The sequence below is a fragment of the Lysinibacillus sp. NPDC047702 genome (genome assembly GCF_050272555.1).
Classification (GTDB): domain Bacteria; phylum Bacillota; class Bacilli; order Bacillales_A; family Planococcaceae; genus Lysinibacillus.
In genome coordinates this window covers 1-20,017 of sequence record NZ_JBNNMG010000019.1, presented here as the reverse complement: position 1 = coordinate 20,017, position 20,017 = coordinate 1, and the positions used below count along the sequence as shown (strand labels likewise).

Below are 20,017 nucleotides of genomic sequence, written 5' to 3'. Positions count from 1 at the left end.
TCACAAGTGGGTCACATACTTGGATTATCATTAACTCTCTAAATGTATTACACAATCCCACCCAACATCCTTGACTGCTTCACATAAGCGTGTGAGGAATGCTCGGTTTTTAAAGGACTCTTTTTAGTCTCATAAAAAAATAGCAGTACAAACCTTGACCATGATTTGCACTACTAAAGTTAGAATATTTTTATCTGTTGTATTCCTCTAAAACTTATTAAGGACTAGTAGGAGGAGTTAATCCTAAAAGAACAGGAGTTATTACAGCACTACCAGCGCCAAGGCGGACTTGTTGAACTTGTAATACTTTTACAGTTAGTTCCAGTACAATTTTTTCACGCAATGTGCTGAAAGTACACTCAGGTGATGCCATAACTGGTGAAAAATCAAGTTCAAAGAAGTTCGCAGCGACTAACTCGCCAAACGGTTGTTCATTGTACTTAACGAGATTTTGGAAGAAAGCCTTATCCAATCGAGCATCCAATTGAGTTCTTTCATTCAGGAAATTCGCTTCTGCAAACTCAGAAATTCCCAAGATTGGAGTAGGACCTCCAGGTGTTTGCGGGAAAGTTAGGTCTGTAAAGCCAGAAAACGCAACATCGGCAATTCTATCTCGAAGTGCTCCATTACATGCTGATGAAGCATATTCGATATTTTTACGAATATGTCCTGCTACAAATAATTTAGCTCTTGTTACCCTGAAAAAGTCAGTGTTGCCAATACGTGCAAAGCTAACCGGTACTAGTTTAACCTGATTTAGAAATACATTTTTCTTCACTCTTTTGATTTCAGTTGCAGCAGGACTAAGCGTAATATCCGACTCCACAACGATTTGAAGTGTTGGTTCAGCAAGTACAACTGGAACTTTAATAGTTGGTGCTGTAACCGATGTAGCAACTAATGGAGTAGCCTCGCTATTTAATGGGATTTGTTCAGTTGATGTTACTGGACAAGGTAGCATTTGATTATCTAATTGATCACTCAAAAAATTCCCTCTTTTCATTTTTTTAGTATTAGAGAGCACTCTCTATATTGCTAGAATATGTAGCAATTAAATCTATATATGGACGTATATACTAGTAATTTAGTGTTTATAAAAAAGGGTTTTTGAGCTACGTGAAAAGATTTCAATTATCCTCCAGTCATTTGTTTGTCATAACTAACTCGAATTTTCTGTACTTGTAACATATGGATGATTAACTCTAATACTATATTTTGGCAAAATCGATTTGAATGAATAAATGAATTATTTTGTACAGGTATTTCATTCCCAGTATAAGAATTTGTATATTCAAGATTTTGATGAATATAGCCTTCTATAAATAAATTTCCCTTTAATGCTGTACATGTTCCATTACCTAATGTTTTGGAAAAATGATTAGGTACAAATTTACAATTGGTTAGCACTGCCTCACTTGAGATATCTTTAATTCCCACAATTCCTTTTTCAAAATCAATATATTCTTCAAGGCATATTTCGATTTTATATTCCCCTACTACAACTGGAACTCTAATATGCATACAATCTTTTGTACTATAAGAATGATTATTTATTTCTCCTTTTTTAATTGATTGTGACTTATGTAAGGGAACTACAACTGATTTCGGTGGACTATTTTTCTGATCATTTTTAGCAAAGGTATCAGTTCTCATTAAAAATATAATTTGATTAATTTTTGAGCGAGCCAATCGACAATCTGGCTGCTCAGGATAATCTGTTATAGAATTAAATAGCTTGGTTTCAGGTTGGGGAATTAGTTTATTGTTTAAATCAAGAAATTCAAATGTATTTTGAACATTTTCACCACATATAGGAGCATGGAGAAAATCATTAATTTCTACATATGTAGAAAAAGGTATATTTTGGGCTATAGAACATACTTCTCCATGTACTGGCTCAGGACAAGCATTAACACAATTTGTAGAAAGGTTATCCGTCAATTCCTCTGTATCAATTTTATTCTCCACATCAGATTCAGAACGACTGAAGAATTTAAGAGTAGAGTCTACTTGTAGTTCTTCTACAGAATTAATTTCATCTGCCTCTTCGGTATTAGGAAGATAACCGACTTCTTCCCCAACATTTGTTTCTGGAGGAATTAGTTCATGAGTGGAATCTATAGTGGATGCTAAATCCAGTTCCTCTTCTGGGTTCATTGCATCTACCTCTTCGGTATCGGGAAAATGATCGATTTCTTCCTCAACATTTGTTTCTGAAGGAATCAATAGTTCCTGACTTGAATCTAAAATGGCTGCTAAATCCAATTCCTCCTTTAGATTCACTTCATCTGCATCTTCAGCATCAGCAAGAAGACTGATTTCTTCTTCAACATTAGTCTTTGAAGGAATTAGTAGTTCCCGATTAGAATCTAAATCAAGTTCTTCCACATAACTGGTTTCATCTGTTTTTTCTATATCTAGTAGATTATTTTCACCGCAATGAGATGGTGTAATTTGGTAGGTCCAATTTGTGTATTTATTTTGCTTGGAGGACACTTCCTCCATCCGTCTAAAGTTTATCCATGGAGTTTTCATTAGTTCACTCCTAAAAAATGTTTTGACAAATAAAGTGCAACGGTTGATAATTCCCATGTTTTTTTATGTTAGGGGTTTATGAGCTCTTCTATAGAGACATATTCAAAGTTCGTTTTTATTGGAAAAACTCATTACGTAACCCATATTCTTTTTACTGCACTTATTATTACAATATGCATTATTTTTACTTTTGTCACTGAGTACAATTCAAATCTCAGCAGGATTGAGATACTAATCCGTTGAAAGACAATGGCTTAGTAAAGATTTGTGTGTTTTCTCGACAATTTTCTGGAGACGAGTTTCAGAATGTAAAATCGGCCTTAATTTTAAAGATTAGATAGCAAAAAGGCAGCTGAACATTCGACTAAATCGAACGATCAGCTGCCAACTCAAATATTGGGTTTTTTTCAGTGCCCTCGAGTGCCCACTTTAAACCATTTTACTCCTCTAAAATTAGAATTAACAATGATCAGTAGGTGGATTATTAGGAGGATCGACAGTAATGCTAACTGGAGGTGTAGGCCCTGAAAGAACAGGAGTTATTACACTACTGCCAATGCCAAGGCGGACTTGTTGAACTTGCAGTACTTTTACAGTAAGATCCAGTACAATTTTTTCACGTAATGTGCTGAAAGTACCTTCAGGTGATGCCATATTTGGTGAAAAATCAAGTTCAAAGAAGTTCGCTGCTACTAACTCGCCAAACGGTTGCTCATTGTATTTAACGAGATTTTGGAAGAAAGCCTTATCTAATCGAGCGTCCATTTGCGTAGCTTCATTTAGGAAGTTCGCTTCAGCAAACTCGGAAATTCCCAAGATTGGAGTAGGGCCTCCAGGTGTTTGCGGGAAAGTTAGGTCTGTAAAGCCAGAAAACGCAACATCAGCAATTCTATCTCTAAGTGCTCCACTACATGCTGATGAAGCATATTCGATATTTTTACGAATATGTCCTGCTACAAATAATTTAGCTCTTGTTACCCTGAAAAAGTCAGTATTGCCAATACGTGCAAAGCTAACCGGTACTAGTTTAACCTGATTTAGAAATACATTTTTCTTCACTCTTTTGATTTCAGTTGCAGCAGGGTTAAGCGTAATATCCGACTCCACAACGATTTGAAGTGTTGGTTCGGCAAGTACAACTGGAACTTTAATAGTTGGTGCTGTAACCGGTGTAGCGACTACTGGAGTAGCCTCACTATTTAATGGTATTTGTTCAGTTGATGTTACCGGGCAAGGTAGCATTTGATTATCTAATTGATCACTCAAAAAAATTCCCTCTTTTCATTTTATAGTAGTATTAGAGAGCTCTCCTATCGTTAGAATATGTATCCATAACATCTATGTATAGACGTTGTACTTGTTTATTTCCATATTTTAATAAAAAGGATTTTGAGCTAAGAGTGAAATCTTCTCAAGATTCCTTTAGATTTCATAACTACATCGGATTTGTTGTACCAATTCTTGCACCATGTTTTGTACAATATTAATGACTCAATTTGTAGTAGGACTACAACTTCGCCCCCCAAGAAATACCATAAAAGTGGAAAAAACCACCTAAAACAGTTTTTTTAAGTGGTTTTTGCCCATGCATTGTCTTTATTAAGTTTTTACGCAATGTATTCACGTATAGCTCTTTTATTCAAATTCATAAGATATGGCAGACAGTGCATAAAGCGGTGCTGTTTCTGCTCGCAAAATTCGGGGTCCTAAAGACATCGTTTGTGCTCCAGCTTGCAACAGAGCTTCCGCTTCTTTTCTAGCAATGCCGCCTTCTGGACCAAAGATAATAAGAATTGATTTTGATTTTTTATCATAAGCGTTTTTTAGCTTCTCCGCAAACCTCGTACGTTTTTCGACCTTGGCATCTTCTTCATCTGCGATAAAAACGTTGTCAAAATCGCCCACTTTATTCACTAGCTGTGTAAAAGAAATTGGTTCATAGATTTCTGGGATATGAGTACGATGAGATTGTTCAGCCGCCTCTTTTGCAATTTTTTGCAGACGCTCTTGCTTTTTTACACCCTTTTTTTTATCCCATTTCACAATGGAACGCTCTGCTTCAAATGGTAATAGGGCAAACATGCCAAGCTCTGTAGCTTTTTGTGTAATAAGCTCTAATTTATCACCTTTTGGCAATCCACATGCCACTGTAACTTGAACAGGCAGCTCCGGAGAAGGAATAATCTCCCCCGTAGGTTGTACAACTATCTCTTCTCCTTCAAAGGCTGCAATTGTACAAATATGGGCATTTTCTTGTGCAACTACTACGATTTTGTCACCTTCTTTCATTCGCATTACTCGTTCAATATGGCGTGCGTCTTCTCCACTGATTCGTGCTTCTTCAATAGAGGTTCCAATAAAATAACGCTGCATGGTACACATTCCTTTCCATAAAGAAGAGAAAACGCCAAATCACAAGCACTCGGCTCATGATTTGGCGCTTTCCAGTCAATTTATTGTGGACGACGGGCGATGATTGCGACCCAGTCTTCCATTAGTAATACTTCTTCAATGACAAAGCCTGAATCTTCTAGTGCTACTTTGACATCATCACGTTTTGCGCCAATGATACCTGAAGTAACATATAATCCACCTGGTTTGACAATTGAAAATGCATCGTCAGTAAAGGACATAATAATTTCTGCTAAGATATTGGCCACAACGACATCAGCAGGTTCCTTCACTGTATCCAATAGGTTTCCATGAAATACTGATACTGTATCTTCAACTTTGTTTAACACAACATTTTCTTGTGCAGAGCGTACTGCTACTTCATCTAAATCAAGCGCATGAACACTTTTAGCTCCAAGCAATGCTGCACCAATGGAAAGAACGCCAGAACCCGTACCAATATCGATAACTGTGTCTCCCTCTTTTACAACCTTTTCAAGCCCTTGCAGGCACATCACTGTTGTTGGATGTGTTCCAGTACCAAATGCCATTCCAGGATCTAATTCGATAATTAATTCATCTGTTGATACTGGTGTATAATCTTCCCAGGTTGGTACAATTGTAAAGCGTTCAGAAATTTTCACAGGATGATAGTATTGCTTCCAAGCTGTTGCCCAATCTTCCTCGTTTACTTCTACAATCGATACAACGTTCTCCCCTATATCGATGTTAAAGTTCGTTAGATTTGTGATAGCCGCTTTAATTTCTTCGACTGTTTCATTTAAAAAACTAGACTCTGATAAATAAGCTTTGACAATAACACCGTCTTTGGGAAAATCTGCTTCATTTAGTGCATAAATTTCACCAAATTGATCTTCTCGTGGCTTGGCAAATTCAGCAGAATCTTCAATAACAACTCCACTTGCCCCAGCCTCATGCAAAATATTTGAAATTGCCTCTACCGCTTCATTCTTGGTATGAATGGATAATTCTGACCACTTCACGTAGCTCTTCAGCTCCTCTAATTATTCGCCTTGGAATTTTTTCTTGATTTTATCAAATAGCGAGCTTCCTTGTTCCTCAGGAATATCACCACTAATTTCAGCAAATTCGCGCAGTAGTTGTTTTTGTCTTTCAGTTAATTTTTCTGGTGTAATCACTTTTACAGTGACGTATTGATTACCTGTACCATAGCCATGTACATTTTTTACACCCTTGTCTTTAAGGCGGAATTGAGCACCTGATTGTGTCCCTGCTGGAATTCGTAATTTTACTTTCCCATGAACAGTTGGTACTTCAATTTCATCACCAAGAGCTGCCTGAGGGAATGTTAACTTAAGTTCATAATAGATATCGTCGCCATCACGTTCAAAATCATTATGTCCCTGCACACGGAACATAATATATAAATCTCCCGCTGGTCCTCCATTTATACCTGGTTCACCCTGACCAGATACACGAATTTGTTGGCCATCGTCAACCCCTGCTGGAATTGTTACTTTAATTTTCTTACGTTTTTGAACTTTTCCTTCACCACGACATGTTGAACATTTTTCTTTAATGATTTTACCTGTACCTTGACATGTTGAACAAGTACGACGATTCATCATACGGCCAAATGGAGTATCCACTGCTTGATTTACTTGACCAGCACCATTACATGTTGAACATGTTTCTGGTGTAGTACCTGCTTTTGCACCTGAACCATGGCAAGTATCGCAGGTTTCATCCTTTGGAATTTCGATTTCTGTTTCTTTCCCGAAAATCGCTTCCTCAAATTTAATATTCATACGATATTGTAAATCATCACCCTTGCGTGGCGCATTCGGGTCCTGGCGGCGACCACCGCCACCAAAGAACGAACTGAAAATATCCTCGAAGCCGCCAAAGCCGCCTCCTCCTCCGAAGCCACCACCAAAGCCTGCATTTGGATCCTCATGACCAAATTGATCGTAGCGAGCTTTCTTCTGATCATCACTCAGCACTTCATAAGCTTCAGCGATTTCTTTGAATTTTTCATCAGCACCTGGCTCTTTATTTAAATCAGGGTGATATTGTTTTGATAATTTACGATATGCTTTTTTAATATCATCTTTTGAAGCCGATTTGGTTAAACCAAGCACCTCGTAGTAATCGCGTTTTTCCATCATTCACACTCCGCTCTTTTTGCATAAAATCTATTGTACCATGCAGTTAAATAAACTGCCTCTATTTTTGTTGTAAAATATTTATTAATAAAGGATAAACTTGTAGTATCGCTTTTAATAAAGAGAAAAGCCAAAGCCGCAAGCGGTCTTTGGCTTCTTCACTTAACTGAGCTACTAGCTATTATTTATCGTCTTTTACTTCTTCAAAGTCAGCGTCTACGATATCATCGTCTTTCTTATCAGCTCCAGTATCTGCACCTGCTTCGCCACCTTGAGCCGCTTGAGCAGCTGCTGCAGCTTGTTCATATACTTTCATTACTAATGGCTGTAAAACGCCTTCTAGTTTTTCTTTAGCAGATTTAATACCTTCTAATTCGCCTGCTTCAAGTGCTTTTTTCAGTTCATCACGAGCATCTTCAACAGACTTTTTCTCGTCTTCTGTAATTTGCTCACCTAAATCAGCAATTGTTTTGTCTACTTGGAATACTAGTTGATCTGCTTCGTTACGAAGATCTGCTTCTTCTTTACGTTTAGCATCTGCTTCAGCATTTGCCTCAGCATCTTTTACCATGCGTTCAATATCTGCTTCAGATAAACCAGAATCAGATTGGATTACAATTGTTTGTTCTTTGTTTGTACCAAGATCTTTCGCTTTAACAGATACGATACCGTTTTTATCAATATCGAATGTTACTTCGATTTGTGGAATACCACGTGGTGCTGGTGGAATATCTGCTAATTGGAAGCGACCTAATGTTTTATTGTCTGCTGCCATTGAACGTTCACCTTGTAATACGTGAATATCTACTGCTGGTTGGTTGTCAGCTGCTGTAGAGAATACTTGCGATTTAGATGTTGGAATTGTCGTGTTACGGTCAATTAATTTTGTGAACACGCCGCCCATTGTTTCAATACCAAGTGAAAGCGGTGTTACGTCAAGTAGAACAACGTCTTTCACATCACCAGTTAATACGCCACCTTGTACAGCAGCACCCATAGCAACAACTTCATCTGGGTTTACACCGCGATGAGGCTCTTTACCAGTTTCTTTACGTACTGCTTCTTGTACTGCTGGAATACGAGTAGAACCACCAACTAAAATAACTTGGTCAATTTCAGTTGTTGAAAGACCTGCATCAGATAATGCTTGACGTACTGGACCAACTGTACGATTTACTAATGGTAAAGTAATTTCGTCGAATTTTGCACGTGTTAAAGAAATTTCTAAGTGTAATGGACCTGCTTCACCAGCTGTAATGAATGGTAAAGAAATTTGTGTTGAAGTTACACCAGATAAATCTTTTTTCGCTTTTTCTGCTGCATCTTTTAAGCGTTGCATCGCCATTTTATCTTTTGATAAGTCAATGCCATTTTCTTTTTTGAATTCAGCTACTAGATAGTCGATAATCACGTCATCGAAATCGTCCCCACCTAGTTTGTTATCACCAGCTGTTGCTAATACTTCGAAGACACCGTCACCTAATTCAAGAATAGAAACGTCAAATGTACCACCACCAAGGTCAAATACTAAAACTTTTTGATCTTGATCTTGCTTATCTAATCCATATGCAAGTGCAGCAGCAGTTGGCTCATTGATAATACGCTCTACTTCAAGACCTGCGATTTTACCAGCATCTTTTGTTGCTTGGCGTTGTGCATCGTTAAAATAAGCAGGAACTGTAATAACTGCTTTTGTTACTTTTTCCCCTAAGTAGTCTTCTGCATAGCCTTTTAAGTATTGAAGAATCATTGCAGATACTTCTTGTGGCGTATAGTCTTTTTCTTCTACTGTTACTTTTTCAGCTGTACCCATTTTTGATTTAATAGAAATAATTGTGTTCGGGTTTGTTACTGATTGACGTTTTGCTACTTCACCAACTTGACGTTCGCCGTTTTTAAATGCGACAACAGATGGTGTTGTACGATTGCCTTCTGGATTTGGAATTACTTTTGGTTCTCCACCTTCAAGTACAGAAACACAAGAATTTGTTGTTCCTAAGTCAATACCGATAATTTTGCTCATTAAAATTTCCTCCTATTATTTCAACGCAAGGGATGCGTTTTCTAACTGATTTTAATTGACTAAATAGTGCTATGACTATTCGTTCACAGATACCATTGTTGGGCGTAATACACGATCCTTTAGGATATATCCTTTTTGCAGCTCACGTAAAACAACACCAGCGTCTTTTTCATTATCTTGTTCCTGCATGACAGCTTGGTGAATATTTGGATCAAATGGCTCACCTTCAGCTTTAATTACTTGCAGACCTTCCTTCTCTGTTGCTTCAATCAGAGAACGATAGACCATCTCAATGCCTTTTACAATAGAAGCAGCTTCTTCAGATGTTGCTTCCACCTGTAAGGCACGTTCAAAATTATCTAGTACTGGTAGCAAATCTGATAATAAGCTTTGAGCACGATATTTTTCAGCAGCCTCACGATCTAGTTGACTGCGACGGCGCATATTATCAAAGTCAGCGCGTAGGCGTAGATGGCGATTTTCCTCGTCGTCTAGCTTTGCTTGTAAATCTGCTAGCTTTGCTTCGTACTGCTCTTCAATTGTCAACTCTACTTCTTGCTGTTCTACTACATCTTCTTCTGTCGATAAATTTTCAGCTTGTACATTTTTCTCATCCTGTACTTCTTCTTGTACAAGGTCCTTGTTATCAGTTATTTCAGTCACTTGAATCCTCCTCATTATCAATCACTACGATTCTTCGTAAAGGCCTGTGTTAAATCCAAGCGCAATACGTCTAGTAAAGCAACAACACGTTTGTAATCCATCCGTGTTGGACCAATAATCGCAATAGCCCCTTGTTGATCTTCACCAATTGAATAAGTGGTCGTAATGACACTACAGTTTTCCATTTCTAGTTGTTTATTTTCTGAGCCTATACGAATTTGAATGCCCGATTCATTGGGATGGAAAAGCGACTGCACTTGGCTATTCGTTTCCATTAAGTCCAAAATCATCCGGACTTTATTTAAATCGTGGAATTCGGGCTGATTGAACATATTCGTTTTTCCACCATAGAAAATTTTACTTTCCGAATTATGCATCGTGGCTGTAACAAGTGAGTGGATAAAGTCATCCGCAGATCTCACATGCTGCTGTAAGACAGCTAATACTTCAGCCTCAAGCTTTGTATGAAGGTCTTCTAAAGACACACCGATTAAGCGTTCATTTAAAATATTAACCATCTTCTCTAATTCAGAAGCGGTAAAACCAGGAGGTAAACTAAACATGCGATTTTCCACATGCCCGTTATTCGTTACGATAATCGCTACTGCTGTATCACTAGAGAGCGGCACAATTGAGAATCGTTTAACACGATGTCTTTGCACATCAGGTCCTAAAAGAATCGATGTATAAGATGTCAGCTCTGATAAAATATTGGCTGACTTTCGGATAATATGCTCTACTTCTACTAGGCGATCATTAAAAATTGATTGGATTTGCTGAATATCCCTAGAATTAATCCCCTGTGGACTCAACAAATGATCTACATAAAATCTATAACCCTTTTCCGAAGGCACTCGACCAGAGGAAGTATGTGTTTTTTCTAAAAAACCTAGTTCCTCCAAATCCGCCATCTCATTTCGAATTGTGGCTGGACTAAATGTAATCTCTTGCTTTTTGGAGATTTGGCGAGAACCTACCGGCTGTGCAAACATAATAAAGTCATCAACAATGGCTTGCAATATCTGTAGTTGCCGATTTGTTAGCATGATTATCACCTCTGTTAGCACTCAACTAAGAGGAGTGCTAATACTATTATTAAGTTATCAAATCCCACATTTTCTGTCAACGATATCGCTCAATCTTCTAGCAAAAATTGTTGAAATACTTCATTACCTACAAAACGACCTTTTCGTGTCAGACGAATTCCAATCGTATCGTGTTCCAAAAGACCTTCTAATACTAGCTTTTCTATAACATCACGATATCGTGTAAACATCATTTCATTAAATTTCTCTTCATATATATGGTGTAATACTCCCTCTGTTTTTCGCAGACCTAGAAACATTTGTTCTTCTCGTTTTTCATTCTCTGTTACAATATGCTCATAGACAATTGGTAACTCGCCTGTATTTACTGCCTCAATATATTTTTTTAATGGTCCATGATTGGAATAACGTACACCAGCTATATATCCATGCGCACCAGCACCAAAGCCTGCATATTCATCGTTTTCCCAATAAATTTTGTTATGACTAGAACTGAAACCAGATTGCGCGAAATTACTTATTTCGTATTGTTGCAGCCCATGACCCTCCATCTGTTTCATCAATACATCATACATATCTGCCTCAAGATCTTCAGTTGGTAAATGCAGCTTTCCCTTTGTATATTGATTATAAAATATCGTTTTTGGCTCCACTATTAATGAGTATGCTGAAATATGTGGTAACTCCAAGGCAAAGGCCTTTGCTAAGGAATCCTCCCATTGTGCCATTGTTTGCCCAGGTAAACCATACATTAAATCAATGCTTATATTGTGGAAACCTACCTTTTTCGCCAAGGTAATTGTTTCATAAACATGTTCGTTACTATGTGTACGTCCAATTTTCTTTAATAACGCCTGATCAAAGGATTGTACCCCCATGCTTAAACGATTGACACCTCCAGCAAACAATGCCTGCAATTTCGCCTCTGACAGCTCGTCTGGATTTGCCTCTGATGTAAATTCTGTCACACTGTCCATAGGAATATACGCACGAATAAGCCCAAGAAGTTTTTCTAGTTGCACAGGAGATAACGCAGTCGGTGTTCCCCCACCAAGGAAGATGGTTTCAATTTGTTTAAAATGGTCAGGATATTTTTGTATAGCGAGCGCCATCTCTTTGCCTAGAGTTTCTATATATTCATCAACAGGTTGATTTTTAAAATAAAATTTATTGAAATCGCAATAATTACAGATTTGATGACAAAAAGGAATATGAATGTAAACACCTCGTGCCATAGCTATCCCTTCTTTCTAACATAAGTCTTTTTCCATTTTTACATTATAAACAAACAAAGGTTAGAATGCCATGAATCCATCTAAGAAAAGTATGTGTATCGAATGAAGGTTCCAAGAGTTCTTTTTTCAAAAAAAAATCAAAACCATAAAGAGTCATGGTTTTGATTTCACGTTTTTGAAATACTATTATGTCAATGACATCAAGGTGACAAATCAAAAAGTATAGCCCTTTTTCAAAACGAGGGGTTGATCTCCGTTCCGACTGAGTGCTTTCCTGGGGGCGTCCGATGAGCCGCTTCACTCGCGTAGCTCGCTCCAGGGTCTCATCTGTGACGCTGAATCCCCGAGGAGTCACTCAGTCTACACTCCAATCAACCGTTGCTCATAGTATAATCTATTGGAATTTCACACAAATGTATAGTAAAAAATGGAAGTCTTAGCCATCACTGTTTTATGCAAAAGGGAGCTTTGATAACATTTTTCTATACGAAAATAGAGCGACAGCAATAAGTGGCTTTATGTAAAGTGACAAGGTGGTTTTATCCATAAAATGCAGCATAACAACTATAGAATTGTGCCACTATTCTATCCATAATAGGTTTTTACTTTACTTTCGAGGGAAGAAAATATTTAAAGATCTACACTATTGCAGATTGGAGTGCAAGGCTACTCGACTCCCGTGGGATAGCGAGACAGACGAGAAACTGAGGCCAACACGATGTTGGTCACGAAGGCGTTGTTGCTGTCGCTACGCTTTCGCACAGATAAATTGTCACAGGACGTGACACACTTAGTCTTCGTTCCTCCAGCGAAGGAAGCGGCACGTCGCTCGCCCACAGGAAGCCTTGCTCTGCGCGAAAGCGAAGTGTCAGCGGCAAAGCGAGTAGCCTGGAACGGAAATCGTCTTCATTTGACTTAGTAGTGTTCACAAAGAGTCCCTTGACCATTTAGTTTTTCAACACTATGAAGTCAAAACCATAAAGAGTCGTGGTTTTGATTTCAAAGTGTATTATTAATAACGTATCATTCCTATGCAAAGACCAATTAGCACCAATAAATAAGGGGGCATTTTCCAACGCATTAAGCACCATAAAAACATGGCTGCTATCACAATATCTAATCCATTTTCAATTGTCTCTGTAGCAATAGGATGAAAAAATGCTGCCGCTAATATTCCAACAACCGCTGCATTTGCGCCTGCTATAGCCCCTCTTAATCCAGGGAATCGATTTAGCGCTAGCCAAAATGGCAATGCTCCGATTATAAGTAAAAAAGCAGGTAGAAAAATAGCTATTGTTGCTATAATGGCACCCGGTACTCCAGCAATCATCATACCTATGTAAGAGGCAAACGTAAATAATGGACCTGGGACTGCCTGTGTCATTCCATAACCTGTTAAAAAATCGGAAGAACTCATCAGTCCACTTTGTACAAATTGCACTTCTAGCAAGGGCAATACTACATGACCGCCCCCAAATACTAAGGCACCTGATAGATAAAACTTTTCGATCAACATAAACCATTCATGTTGCATAAATGGACTAATAGCTGGTAAACCAATTAGAAGTAGGACAAACAATATTAATAAAATGAACCCTGCTTTTTTGGAAATAGGTACAACTGTTATATGATGATCCATTTCACTTGTAATTTTAATAAATCGAAAGCCTATAAGGGCAGCAAGACTTATAACCATTACCTGTGATAATGGATGTATCCATAAAAGCACTACTCCAAGTGCAAACAAGGCTATTATTAAATGCCATATGCTAGCAACCAACTTTCTGGACATATCTAAAATTGCCTGTGCAACAATCGCAACAGCCACTAATTTTAAGCCATGGACCCAGCCCATCTCTATCTGCGTCGAAAAATATGCGAATGCAATCAGCAGCAAAACTGACGGTAATGTAAAACCAATAAAAGACGCTATACTCCCAACTATTCCTCCTCTTACTAAGCCAATACCCATTCCTACCTGACTCGATGCTGGACCAGGTAGAAATTGGCTAAGTGCTACAAGCTGACTGTAATCATTTGCTGATAACCACTTACGTTTTTCAACATACTCATTTTGAAAATAACCTAAATGTGCAGTTGGTCCACCAAAGGAAGTACAGCCTAATTTAAAGGAAACTAAAAAGATCTCCCATAACCTTCGCAACAACCTCACTACTTTCCATGTAATATATCATTATCTTACATGGTGTAATCGTGCTTTTAGATTAAAGTATTGTAAAGATTAAAGAATAATCCAGCAAAGCCTTAAGAATTACTTATTTTTTTGTAATTTTAATTTTTGAACCAAGCTCATTTCCACCTGTAGCAATTGGAATTAAATGATAACTTTTTTCTGTCAAATATAGGGCATCGAGTCGAACTCCCCATTGTGTATATTCTTCATTTAATGGATACGCAGCATTAAAGCGCCATAATTCTCCTGATGTGGATTGAATATTAAATTGTATGGAATCATTCAATAGGGCTATGTCAGAATGGAAATAAATCGTTGTTGAAATTGGCGTAGAAACAACCTTGTCGATCGTTATTTGTTGACCATCTATAAGCTTCACCTTTTTTTTCACTGAAAAAATGTTCCTATCTTCTTGTAATTGCTTCTGTGATGCTTCTACTTGAAAGTTCCATGGCTCGTCAATCATCTTTTTCCCGTTCCAGTCATTAAAACTAATATCTAAATTTAATGTTTCATCCTTTGGTAATTCACTTAATTTGACACTGCTGTAAATGGTATAGGTTTTATCCGATTGCGCAATGGATTGCCCTCCATTTCTTACCGTAAACTCTTTTCCATTAATCAATACTTGTGGAAAGAAAAAAATTTGATAGTCGAAATGTGTATCTTTTTCTGGTTTAAAGGTAGCGTTTAATAAAATCTGATTGTCATCCACTATTACTTCATTTAAGGTCAAACTTCCAAGGCTATTTTCAGTGGTTTTACCGACAACTGTTTTATAGGTTTCAAAGTTTAATTCCTTATTAAATAAATAGTAAAGTACAATAATACCAATCATTAATATAAAAAATAACACTACAACAAACCATATCTTACGCAATCGACTACCCTTTGACTGACCTTCAACTAGAAGCATATCATTAGACATCATGTACACCTCATTTTTTAGAAAGTTATCTACACAAATGCGTTTTATTTATTGTAGTTGTTAAATGAACATTATATAACCTGAACGAATTAATGTTTGTCACACCGTGTCCTCTCATACAATGGGTATTGATCAATAGCAATTTTAGAAAACCATGGAGAAATTATTTTTAAGACTTTTTTTTGAAATCAAATGAATAGCAAGGAGGACTAACGCTGAAAAAGAAAATTGCTTATTTAGGAATTGTTTTATTTTTCATTGTTGTTTTAGCATTTGGTGCCTATAAGTTAATGAATGCTAGAGACTATCAACTTTTTGGTAAAATTACCTCTCATATTGACACTACAGACAAGGTTGTAGCACTTTCTTTTGATGACGGTCCAACTAAAAATGTCAACTCAATTTTAACATTACTGGATGACTATGATGCTAAAGCAACCTTTTTTTTAATCGGAAAGGATATTGAAGAAAATTTAGAAGAAAGCAAAAAAATTGTAAATGCTGGTCATCAAATTGGCAATCATACCTATTCTCATAAGCGAATGGTCTTTAAGAGCCCTACCTTTTACAAAAATGAAATTGAAAAAACAGACGAGCTTATAAAAAATATTGGATATTCAGAAATCCCACCTGTTCGACCGCCATATGGGAAAAAGCCTGACTCTTTCTATACAACGCCTGATGAAAAAATTAACTATGTGAAAGAGTATATACAACCTGGCTCGATTATTTTAATGCATCCCATGTATGACAATACAGACAATGAACTGCAAGCGATCGAAGGTATTTTGCAGTCACTTTCTGAGGATGGTTACCGCTTTGTCACCATTAAAGAACTACAGGACAAATCATAGAATCTGCACAAGTAATGCAGATTCTTTTTTCATGAATAGCAGATTACTATTTAAAGTGTGTCGCTCTATTTATCAATCTTTATGATAAATAGTCTAAAAGTATTACAATTTTCTAATTATTATTTCATTTCAAAACTATTATTAAAATAGTAATTTTAATAACTTCCTTTCATCTTCACAAAAATCTCTTTCCCTCATTTTTTGTAATAATTTGCTTATAAACGCTCTAAAAAACCTTTTAAATATATATTTTTAAAAATTCATGCACCTTAATAATAATTTTCATATTTCCTCCAAAACAAATCGGATTATTCAGAAATGTAAAATAATATTTTTTCAGGAAAATATAAATTCATTTTTGTTATTTTATGTTATTATAATTTTAGAAAAACGACCTATTTTTGAAGAACAAAAAATAGAGGGAATATGAACTATAAAGGATGATGAATATGAAAAAAATTCAACAATTATTCCAAAGTGAAGATGGAAATATCCAGCAAAGGGAAATATTTTTATCGCTATTAGAGAAAATTGTTTCCTCTCTAGATGCATTAAAAAATCCTAATAAAACGTCTCTTGGACCAATTAAAGAGCGCTCCTCTAATTTTTACCAAGAATTAATGCAAAACAATCAAATAGCAAATACAGGTGTTGGACTCGATCAGGTTGTAGAAGAGCTTACACAATTGATGCAAGGACATCCTTATCATACGCGTAATTTTGTCACGAATGTTTTACCAATGGCCAGCATCCCCGGTATATTGGGTCAGTTTACAAATGCCCTCCTGAACGGTAACAATCTATGGGATGTATATGGACCTGCTGCCGCAGAGTGTGAAGTAAAAGTTATAGCAATGATGTCGAAGTTAGTAGGCTATGATTATACTAAAAGTTTCGGCTATACAACTTGGGGTGGTCAAGGGGCTGTATTTAGTGGTCTTCGTCTTGCCATTGCTAAGCAATTTCCACAGGCAAAGGAAGAGGGTGTTCCAAATAATTTATATTGCTTTGCATCAGAAAATGCACATTATAGCCTTTTAAAATCGGTGGAAGCAGTAGGTATAGGAAGCAAGCATTTAGTTCGAATAAAAGCGGGAAAAGACCATTCCATGGATATCAATGACTTACAGAATCGAATGACAGAGGTTATCGAAAACGGTGGAATTCCAGTCTATATAGTAGCCACAACAGGTGCTACGGATCAATTTGCTATTGATGATGTACAAGCCATTAAAGAAATTACAACAGGTCTTGAGAAGAAATATGCCTTAAAACCAATACATATCCATGCCGATTCCGCTCTGGGAGGCTTTTACGCATTTTTCAACGATTACGACTTTACTGCAAATCCTCTTCAATTAGAGGCAGATGTATTACAGGGACTAGCACATATTCGTACACGTATGCAGCATCTAGCAATCGCAGATAGTCTATGTTTTGATTTCCAAAAGCTTGGTCAGACACCATATTTAACAAGCTTATTCCTAATAAAAGAAGGTAACAGTCTACAGTTACTTGATATTGAGGACTTTGATACACCATATGTCGGCAATCGCGGTTATGGCTCCTACCATACAGGCTACACATTAGAGTGCTCACGAATGGGAAGCTCGATAGCTATTTATGCTGCTTTACAGGCATTTGGTAAAGAAGGCTATCAACAAATATTAGCCAATTATGTACGTGTTAACTTAGCATTTCGAGCACAATTAGCGGAGCATACATCAATGCTTCAAGTAGTAAATGAAACAAATATTGGACCAGTTACAGCCTTTCGTCTATATCCAGAAGGCTATAATTGGCACACCGAGCAGGCAGGTGGCTATAGTCAAGACCAAATTGAATATATAAATGCGATTAATGCCTCTTTATTTGAGATTATAGGAGAGGATCGAGACGAAGTATTTTTCGGTGATACAACACGTGTTTGCACTGTCAGCGCGAGTGATACAAAGCAGCAAATGCCAGTTGCAGTAGCAAAATTCTTTGCTATTTCTCCCTATACTGAAACAGAACATATACGTAATATGATTCATTTCCTGCAACAGAAGCTAAAAGTATTGGAGGATGCTAAAGTTGAATATAATCACTAAATTCAAGGGTTCCTTACTCTATAAATATATTGCAAGTTTTACAATTCCCATTGCTATTATTTCCATCATGTTTAGTGTGGTATTATTCTTAACGTCTTATCGAATTATCGATAACTTTGTTATTACACAATTTGAATCATCTCTAGAGATTGTATCTAATTCTATTTTTGAAGATATAGAAAAAAATGATGCCATTGCTGCAGACAACGGGAATCATCAAAAATATGAACAACTACTAAAGCAATTAAATAGCACAGTCAAAACATACGATATTGAAAATGCGTATATCCTTTCTCGCTCTAATGGAAAGGAGCATATTGTTGCTTTAAGCAATAAAGACAATTATAAGGAAGATTATGTTTTCGATAAAAAAATGAATGCTGCTTTAGACTCTGGTACTATTCAAACAAGCGATATTTATCAAGATGAATATGGTATTCATAAATCTATTTTTATACCATTTAAAAACACGGATATTTTATTCGGTATAGATATGGATGCTTCCTTTATCTCTAAGCTGCAAACAGAGACACTTTGGATATGTATCATTATGACTGTGATTTTCATCCTATTTGGTATTATTGTTGCTTATTTCATTAGCATCGGTATTACTAAGCCAATTAAAAAGATGACGGGTTATGTCAGCAGGGTGGCCAAGGGAGATTTAGCTGTTGAATCTATACAAATCAAAGGTTCCAATGAAATTGCTCAGCTATCAGCGGGCATTGAAAATATGACAGATGATTTACGCTTACTTATTCAGCAAATCGCTGAAAACGCTGAGCAAGTTGCTGCCATGTCAGAAGAATTAACAGCAAGCTCTGAGCAAACAAGTGCATCCATACAGCAAATTACATCTTCCATGCAGGAAGTTGCGGCTGGTTCAGAAAAGCAAACATCCTCCATTGAAGAAGTTGAAAATCATATTATAGCAATCTCTACAAAGATGACTGAAGTCGTTTCGAGCGTCAATGATGTAGCGACTAAGGCAGTCAGTGCATCCACAATTTCTGAAAAGGGCAATATGACAATTCAAAGTGCGACTGAGAAAATGGCTGTCACTTCTACTGCTATTCAAGAAACTTCAGTAGTTGTCAAACGTTTAAGTACATATACAAATGAAATTGGTGACATTGTAACCTTAATTAACGAGATTACGGACCAAACCAATTTACTCGCGTTAAATGCATCCATTGAAGCAGCAAGAGCTGGGGAACATGGTAAGGGCTTTGCTGTTGTTGCAGAAGAAGTACGTAAGCTTGCTGACCAATCATTAGCAGCAACTAACAGTATTCGAACACGTATTGAAACCATTAAGGAGGAGTCTGCACAGGCTGTAAAATCTATGGCAATTAGCAGCAGTAATCTCGAGGAAAGCTCAACAACCTTTCATGCATCTGGTGAGGCCTTTGGAGAAATTTATGCACATATTACGGAGCTAACGCAGGAAATGAATCATGTCAATTCGATCATTATCAATATGAATCAAGGTGTGAACAGCATTGCTAACTCTGTAGAAGAAGTTGGCGTAGTAGCCGTTCAAGCATCAGGAAATATTCAAAATGTAGCAGCAGCGGCTGAGGAACAATCCGCGAGCATCGAGGAAATTACAGCCTCTTCTAATAATTTAGCGGAGATGGCTCAGCAGCTTCGTCATATCATACAAAAATTCCAGCTATAAAAACTAAAATCGTTCTTCATCATAAAATCCGCTATACTTTCACAGAAATATAGCGGATTTCATCGTGTTGAAAAACTAAATGGTCAAGGGACTCTTTGTGAACACTACTAAATCAAATGAAGGTGATTTCCATTCCAGGCTACTCGCTTTCCAGTGGGCGAGCGACGAGCCGCTTCCTGCGCTGACGCTCCGTGCAGGGTCTCGTCTGTCTCGCTATCCCACGGGAG

Annotated in this window: 16 protein-coding genes; 4 read left to right on the top strand and 12 right to left on the bottom strand. The window is 37.1% G+C overall.

Translation table 11 applies throughout. The annotated features are described in order from the left end of the window. Positions 1-217: 217 nt before the first annotated feature. From ACQKIM_RS11450 to hemW, 10 genes are all read right to left on the bottom strand, one after another. Positions 218-985 carry a CsxC family protein gene (locus ACQKIM_RS11450; RefSeq protein WP_427543615.1) on the bottom strand — a complete coding sequence of 256 codons (768 nt, stop codon included), beginning with the start codon at positions 983-985 and terminating at the stop codon, positions 218-220. A gap of 146 nt (positions 986-1,131) precedes the next feature. Continuing rightward, positions 1,132-2,535 (bottom strand): BC_2427 family protein, encoded by a 1,404-nt coding sequence (locus ACQKIM_RS11445; protein WP_427543612.1) that lies wholly within the window; start codon positions 2,533-2,535, stop codon positions 1,132-1,134. A 459-nt stretch (positions 2,536-2,994) separates the two neighbouring features. After that, positions 2,995-3,801 carry a CsxC family protein gene (locus ACQKIM_RS11440; RefSeq protein ID WP_427543609.1) on the bottom strand — a complete coding sequence of 269 codons (807 nt, stop codon included), beginning with the start codon at positions 3,799-3,801 and terminating at the stop codon, positions 2,995-2,997. 369 nt (positions 3,802-4,170) lie between these two features. Beyond that, positions 4,171-4,908, bottom strand: coding sequence for a 16S rRNA (uracil(1498)-N(3))-methyltransferase (locus tag ACQKIM_RS11435; protein ID WP_427543606.1), 738 nt, complete (start codon positions 4,906-4,908; stop codon positions 4,171-4,173). An 80-nt stretch (positions 4,909-4,988) separates the two neighbouring features. Continuing rightward, positions 4,989-5,930, bottom strand: coding sequence for a 50S ribosomal protein L11 methyltransferase (gene prmA, locus ACQKIM_RS11430; protein WP_427543603.1), 942 nt, complete (start codon positions 5,928-5,930; stop codon positions 4,989-4,991). A gap of 21 nt (positions 5,931-5,951) precedes the next feature. Then, positions 5,952-7,073 carry a molecular chaperone DnaJ gene (gene dnaJ, locus ACQKIM_RS11425; RefSeq protein WP_427543600.1) on the bottom strand — a complete coding sequence of 374 codons (1,122 nt, stop codon included), beginning with the start codon at positions 7,071-7,073 and terminating at the stop codon, positions 5,952-5,954. Between the two features lie 181 nt (positions 7,074-7,254). Continuing rightward, entirely contained in the window at positions 7,255-9,096 is a 1,842-nt protein-coding gene (dnaK, locus tag ACQKIM_RS11420) for a molecular chaperone DnaK (RefSeq protein WP_427543597.1), read from the bottom strand. Positions 9,097-9,171: 75 nt separating this feature from the next. Further along, complete coding sequence (gene grpE, locus ACQKIM_RS11415; RefSeq protein WP_427543594.1) at positions 9,172-9,759, bottom strand: nucleotide exchange factor GrpE; 588 nt, start codon at positions 9,757-9,759, stop codon at positions 9,172-9,174. 17 nt (positions 9,760-9,776) lie between these two features. After that, positions 9,777-10,805 carry a heat-inducible transcriptional repressor HrcA gene (gene hrcA, locus ACQKIM_RS11410; RefSeq protein ID WP_427543591.1) on the bottom strand — a complete coding sequence of 343 codons (1,029 nt, stop codon included), beginning with the start codon at positions 10,803-10,805 and terminating at the stop codon, positions 9,777-9,779. 89 nt (positions 10,806-10,894) lie between these two features. Continuing rightward, positions 10,895-12,040, bottom strand: coding sequence for a radical SAM family heme chaperone HemW (gene hemW, locus ACQKIM_RS11405; protein ID WP_427543588.1), 1,146 nt, complete (start codon positions 12,038-12,040; stop codon positions 10,895-10,897). Between the two features lie 287 nt (positions 12,041-12,327). Between hemW and ACQKIM_RS11400 the strand changes: the two genes are divergently transcribed. Further along, a complete protein-coding gene (locus ACQKIM_RS11400) occupies positions 12,328-12,480 on the top strand; it encodes a hypothetical protein (RefSeq protein ID WP_427543585.1) in 153 nt (50 codons plus the stop codon). 572 nt (positions 12,481-13,052) lie between these two features. On the opposite strand, the gene chrA is transcribed toward ACQKIM_RS11400, so the two are convergent. Together chrA and ACQKIM_RS11390 are read right to left on the bottom strand one after the other, a co-directional pair. After that, positions 13,053-14,204 (bottom strand): chromate efflux transporter, encoded by a 1,152-nt coding sequence (gene chrA / locus ACQKIM_RS11395; protein ID WP_427543582.1) that lies wholly within the window; start codon positions 14,202-14,204, stop codon positions 13,053-13,055. Positions 14,205-14,316: 112 nt separating this feature from the next. Further along, positions 14,317-15,162 (bottom strand): DUF4179 domain-containing protein, encoded by an 846-nt coding sequence (locus ACQKIM_RS11390; protein ID WP_427543579.1) that lies wholly within the window; start codon positions 15,160-15,162, stop codon positions 14,317-14,319. Between the two features lie 215 nt (positions 15,163-15,377). On the opposite strand from ACQKIM_RS11390, the gene ACQKIM_RS11385 reads away from it, so the two are divergent. The 3 genes from ACQKIM_RS11385 to ACQKIM_RS11375 all read left to right on the top strand — a co-directional run bounded on the left by ACQKIM_RS11385 (position 15,378) and on the right by ACQKIM_RS11375 (position 19,790). After that, positions 15,378-16,016, top strand: coding sequence for a polysaccharide deacetylase family protein (locus ACQKIM_RS11385; protein WP_427543772.1), 639 nt, complete (start codon positions 15,378-15,380; stop codon positions 16,014-16,016). A gap of 449 nt (positions 16,017-16,465) precedes the next feature. Then, a complete protein-coding gene (locus ACQKIM_RS11380) occupies positions 16,466-18,109 on the top strand; it encodes a pyridoxal phosphate-dependent decarboxylase family protein (protein ID WP_427543576.1) in 1,644 nt (547 codons plus the stop codon). Further along, positions 18,093-19,790 carry a methyl-accepting chemotaxis protein gene (locus tag ACQKIM_RS11375; RefSeq protein ID WP_427543573.1) on the top strand — a complete coding sequence of 566 codons (1,698 nt, stop codon included), beginning with the start codon at positions 18,093-18,095 and terminating at the stop codon, positions 19,788-19,790. The genes ACQKIM_RS11380 and ACQKIM_RS11375 overlap by 17 nt, the downstream gene beginning before the upstream one ends. Positions 19,791-20,017: the final 227 nt, after the last annotated feature.

Excerpts from the sequence above, each read along its gene's own strand:
- ACQKIM_RS11445 (WP_427543612.1), bottom strand. The coding sequence starts at position 2,535 with ATGAAAACTCCATGGATAAACTTTAGACGGATGGAGGAAGTGTCCTCC.
- hrcA (WP_427543591.1), bottom strand. The coding sequence starts at position 10,805 with ATGCTAACAAATCGGCAACTACAGATATTGCAAGCCATTGTTGATGAC.
- ACQKIM_RS11380 (WP_427543576.1), top strand. The coding sequence starts at position 16,466 with ATGAAAAAAATTCAACAATTATTCCAAAGTGAAGATGGAAATATCCAG.
- ACQKIM_RS11435 (WP_427543606.1), bottom strand. The coding sequence starts at position 4,908 with ATGCAGCGTTATTTTATTGGAACCTCTATTGAAGAAGCACGAATCAGT.
- ACQKIM_RS11390 (WP_427543579.1), bottom strand. The coding sequence starts at position 15,162 with ATGTCTAATGATATGCTTCTAGTTGAAGGTCAGTCAAAGGGTAGTCGA.
- dnaK (WP_427543597.1), bottom strand. The coding sequence starts at position 9,096 with ATGAGCAAAATTATCGGTATTGACTTAGGAACAACAAATTCTTGTGTT.
- ACQKIM_RS11400 (WP_427543585.1), top strand. The coding sequence starts at position 12,328 with ATGAGCCGCTTCACTCGCGTAGCTCGCTCCAGGGTCTCATCTGTGACG.
- dnaJ (WP_427543600.1), bottom strand. The coding sequence starts at position 7,073 with ATGGAAAAACGCGATTACTACGAGGTGCTTGGTTTAACCAAATCGGCT.
- hemW (WP_427543588.1), bottom strand. The coding sequence starts at position 12,040 with ATGGCACGAGGTGTTTACATTCATATTCCTTTTTGTCATCAAATCTGT.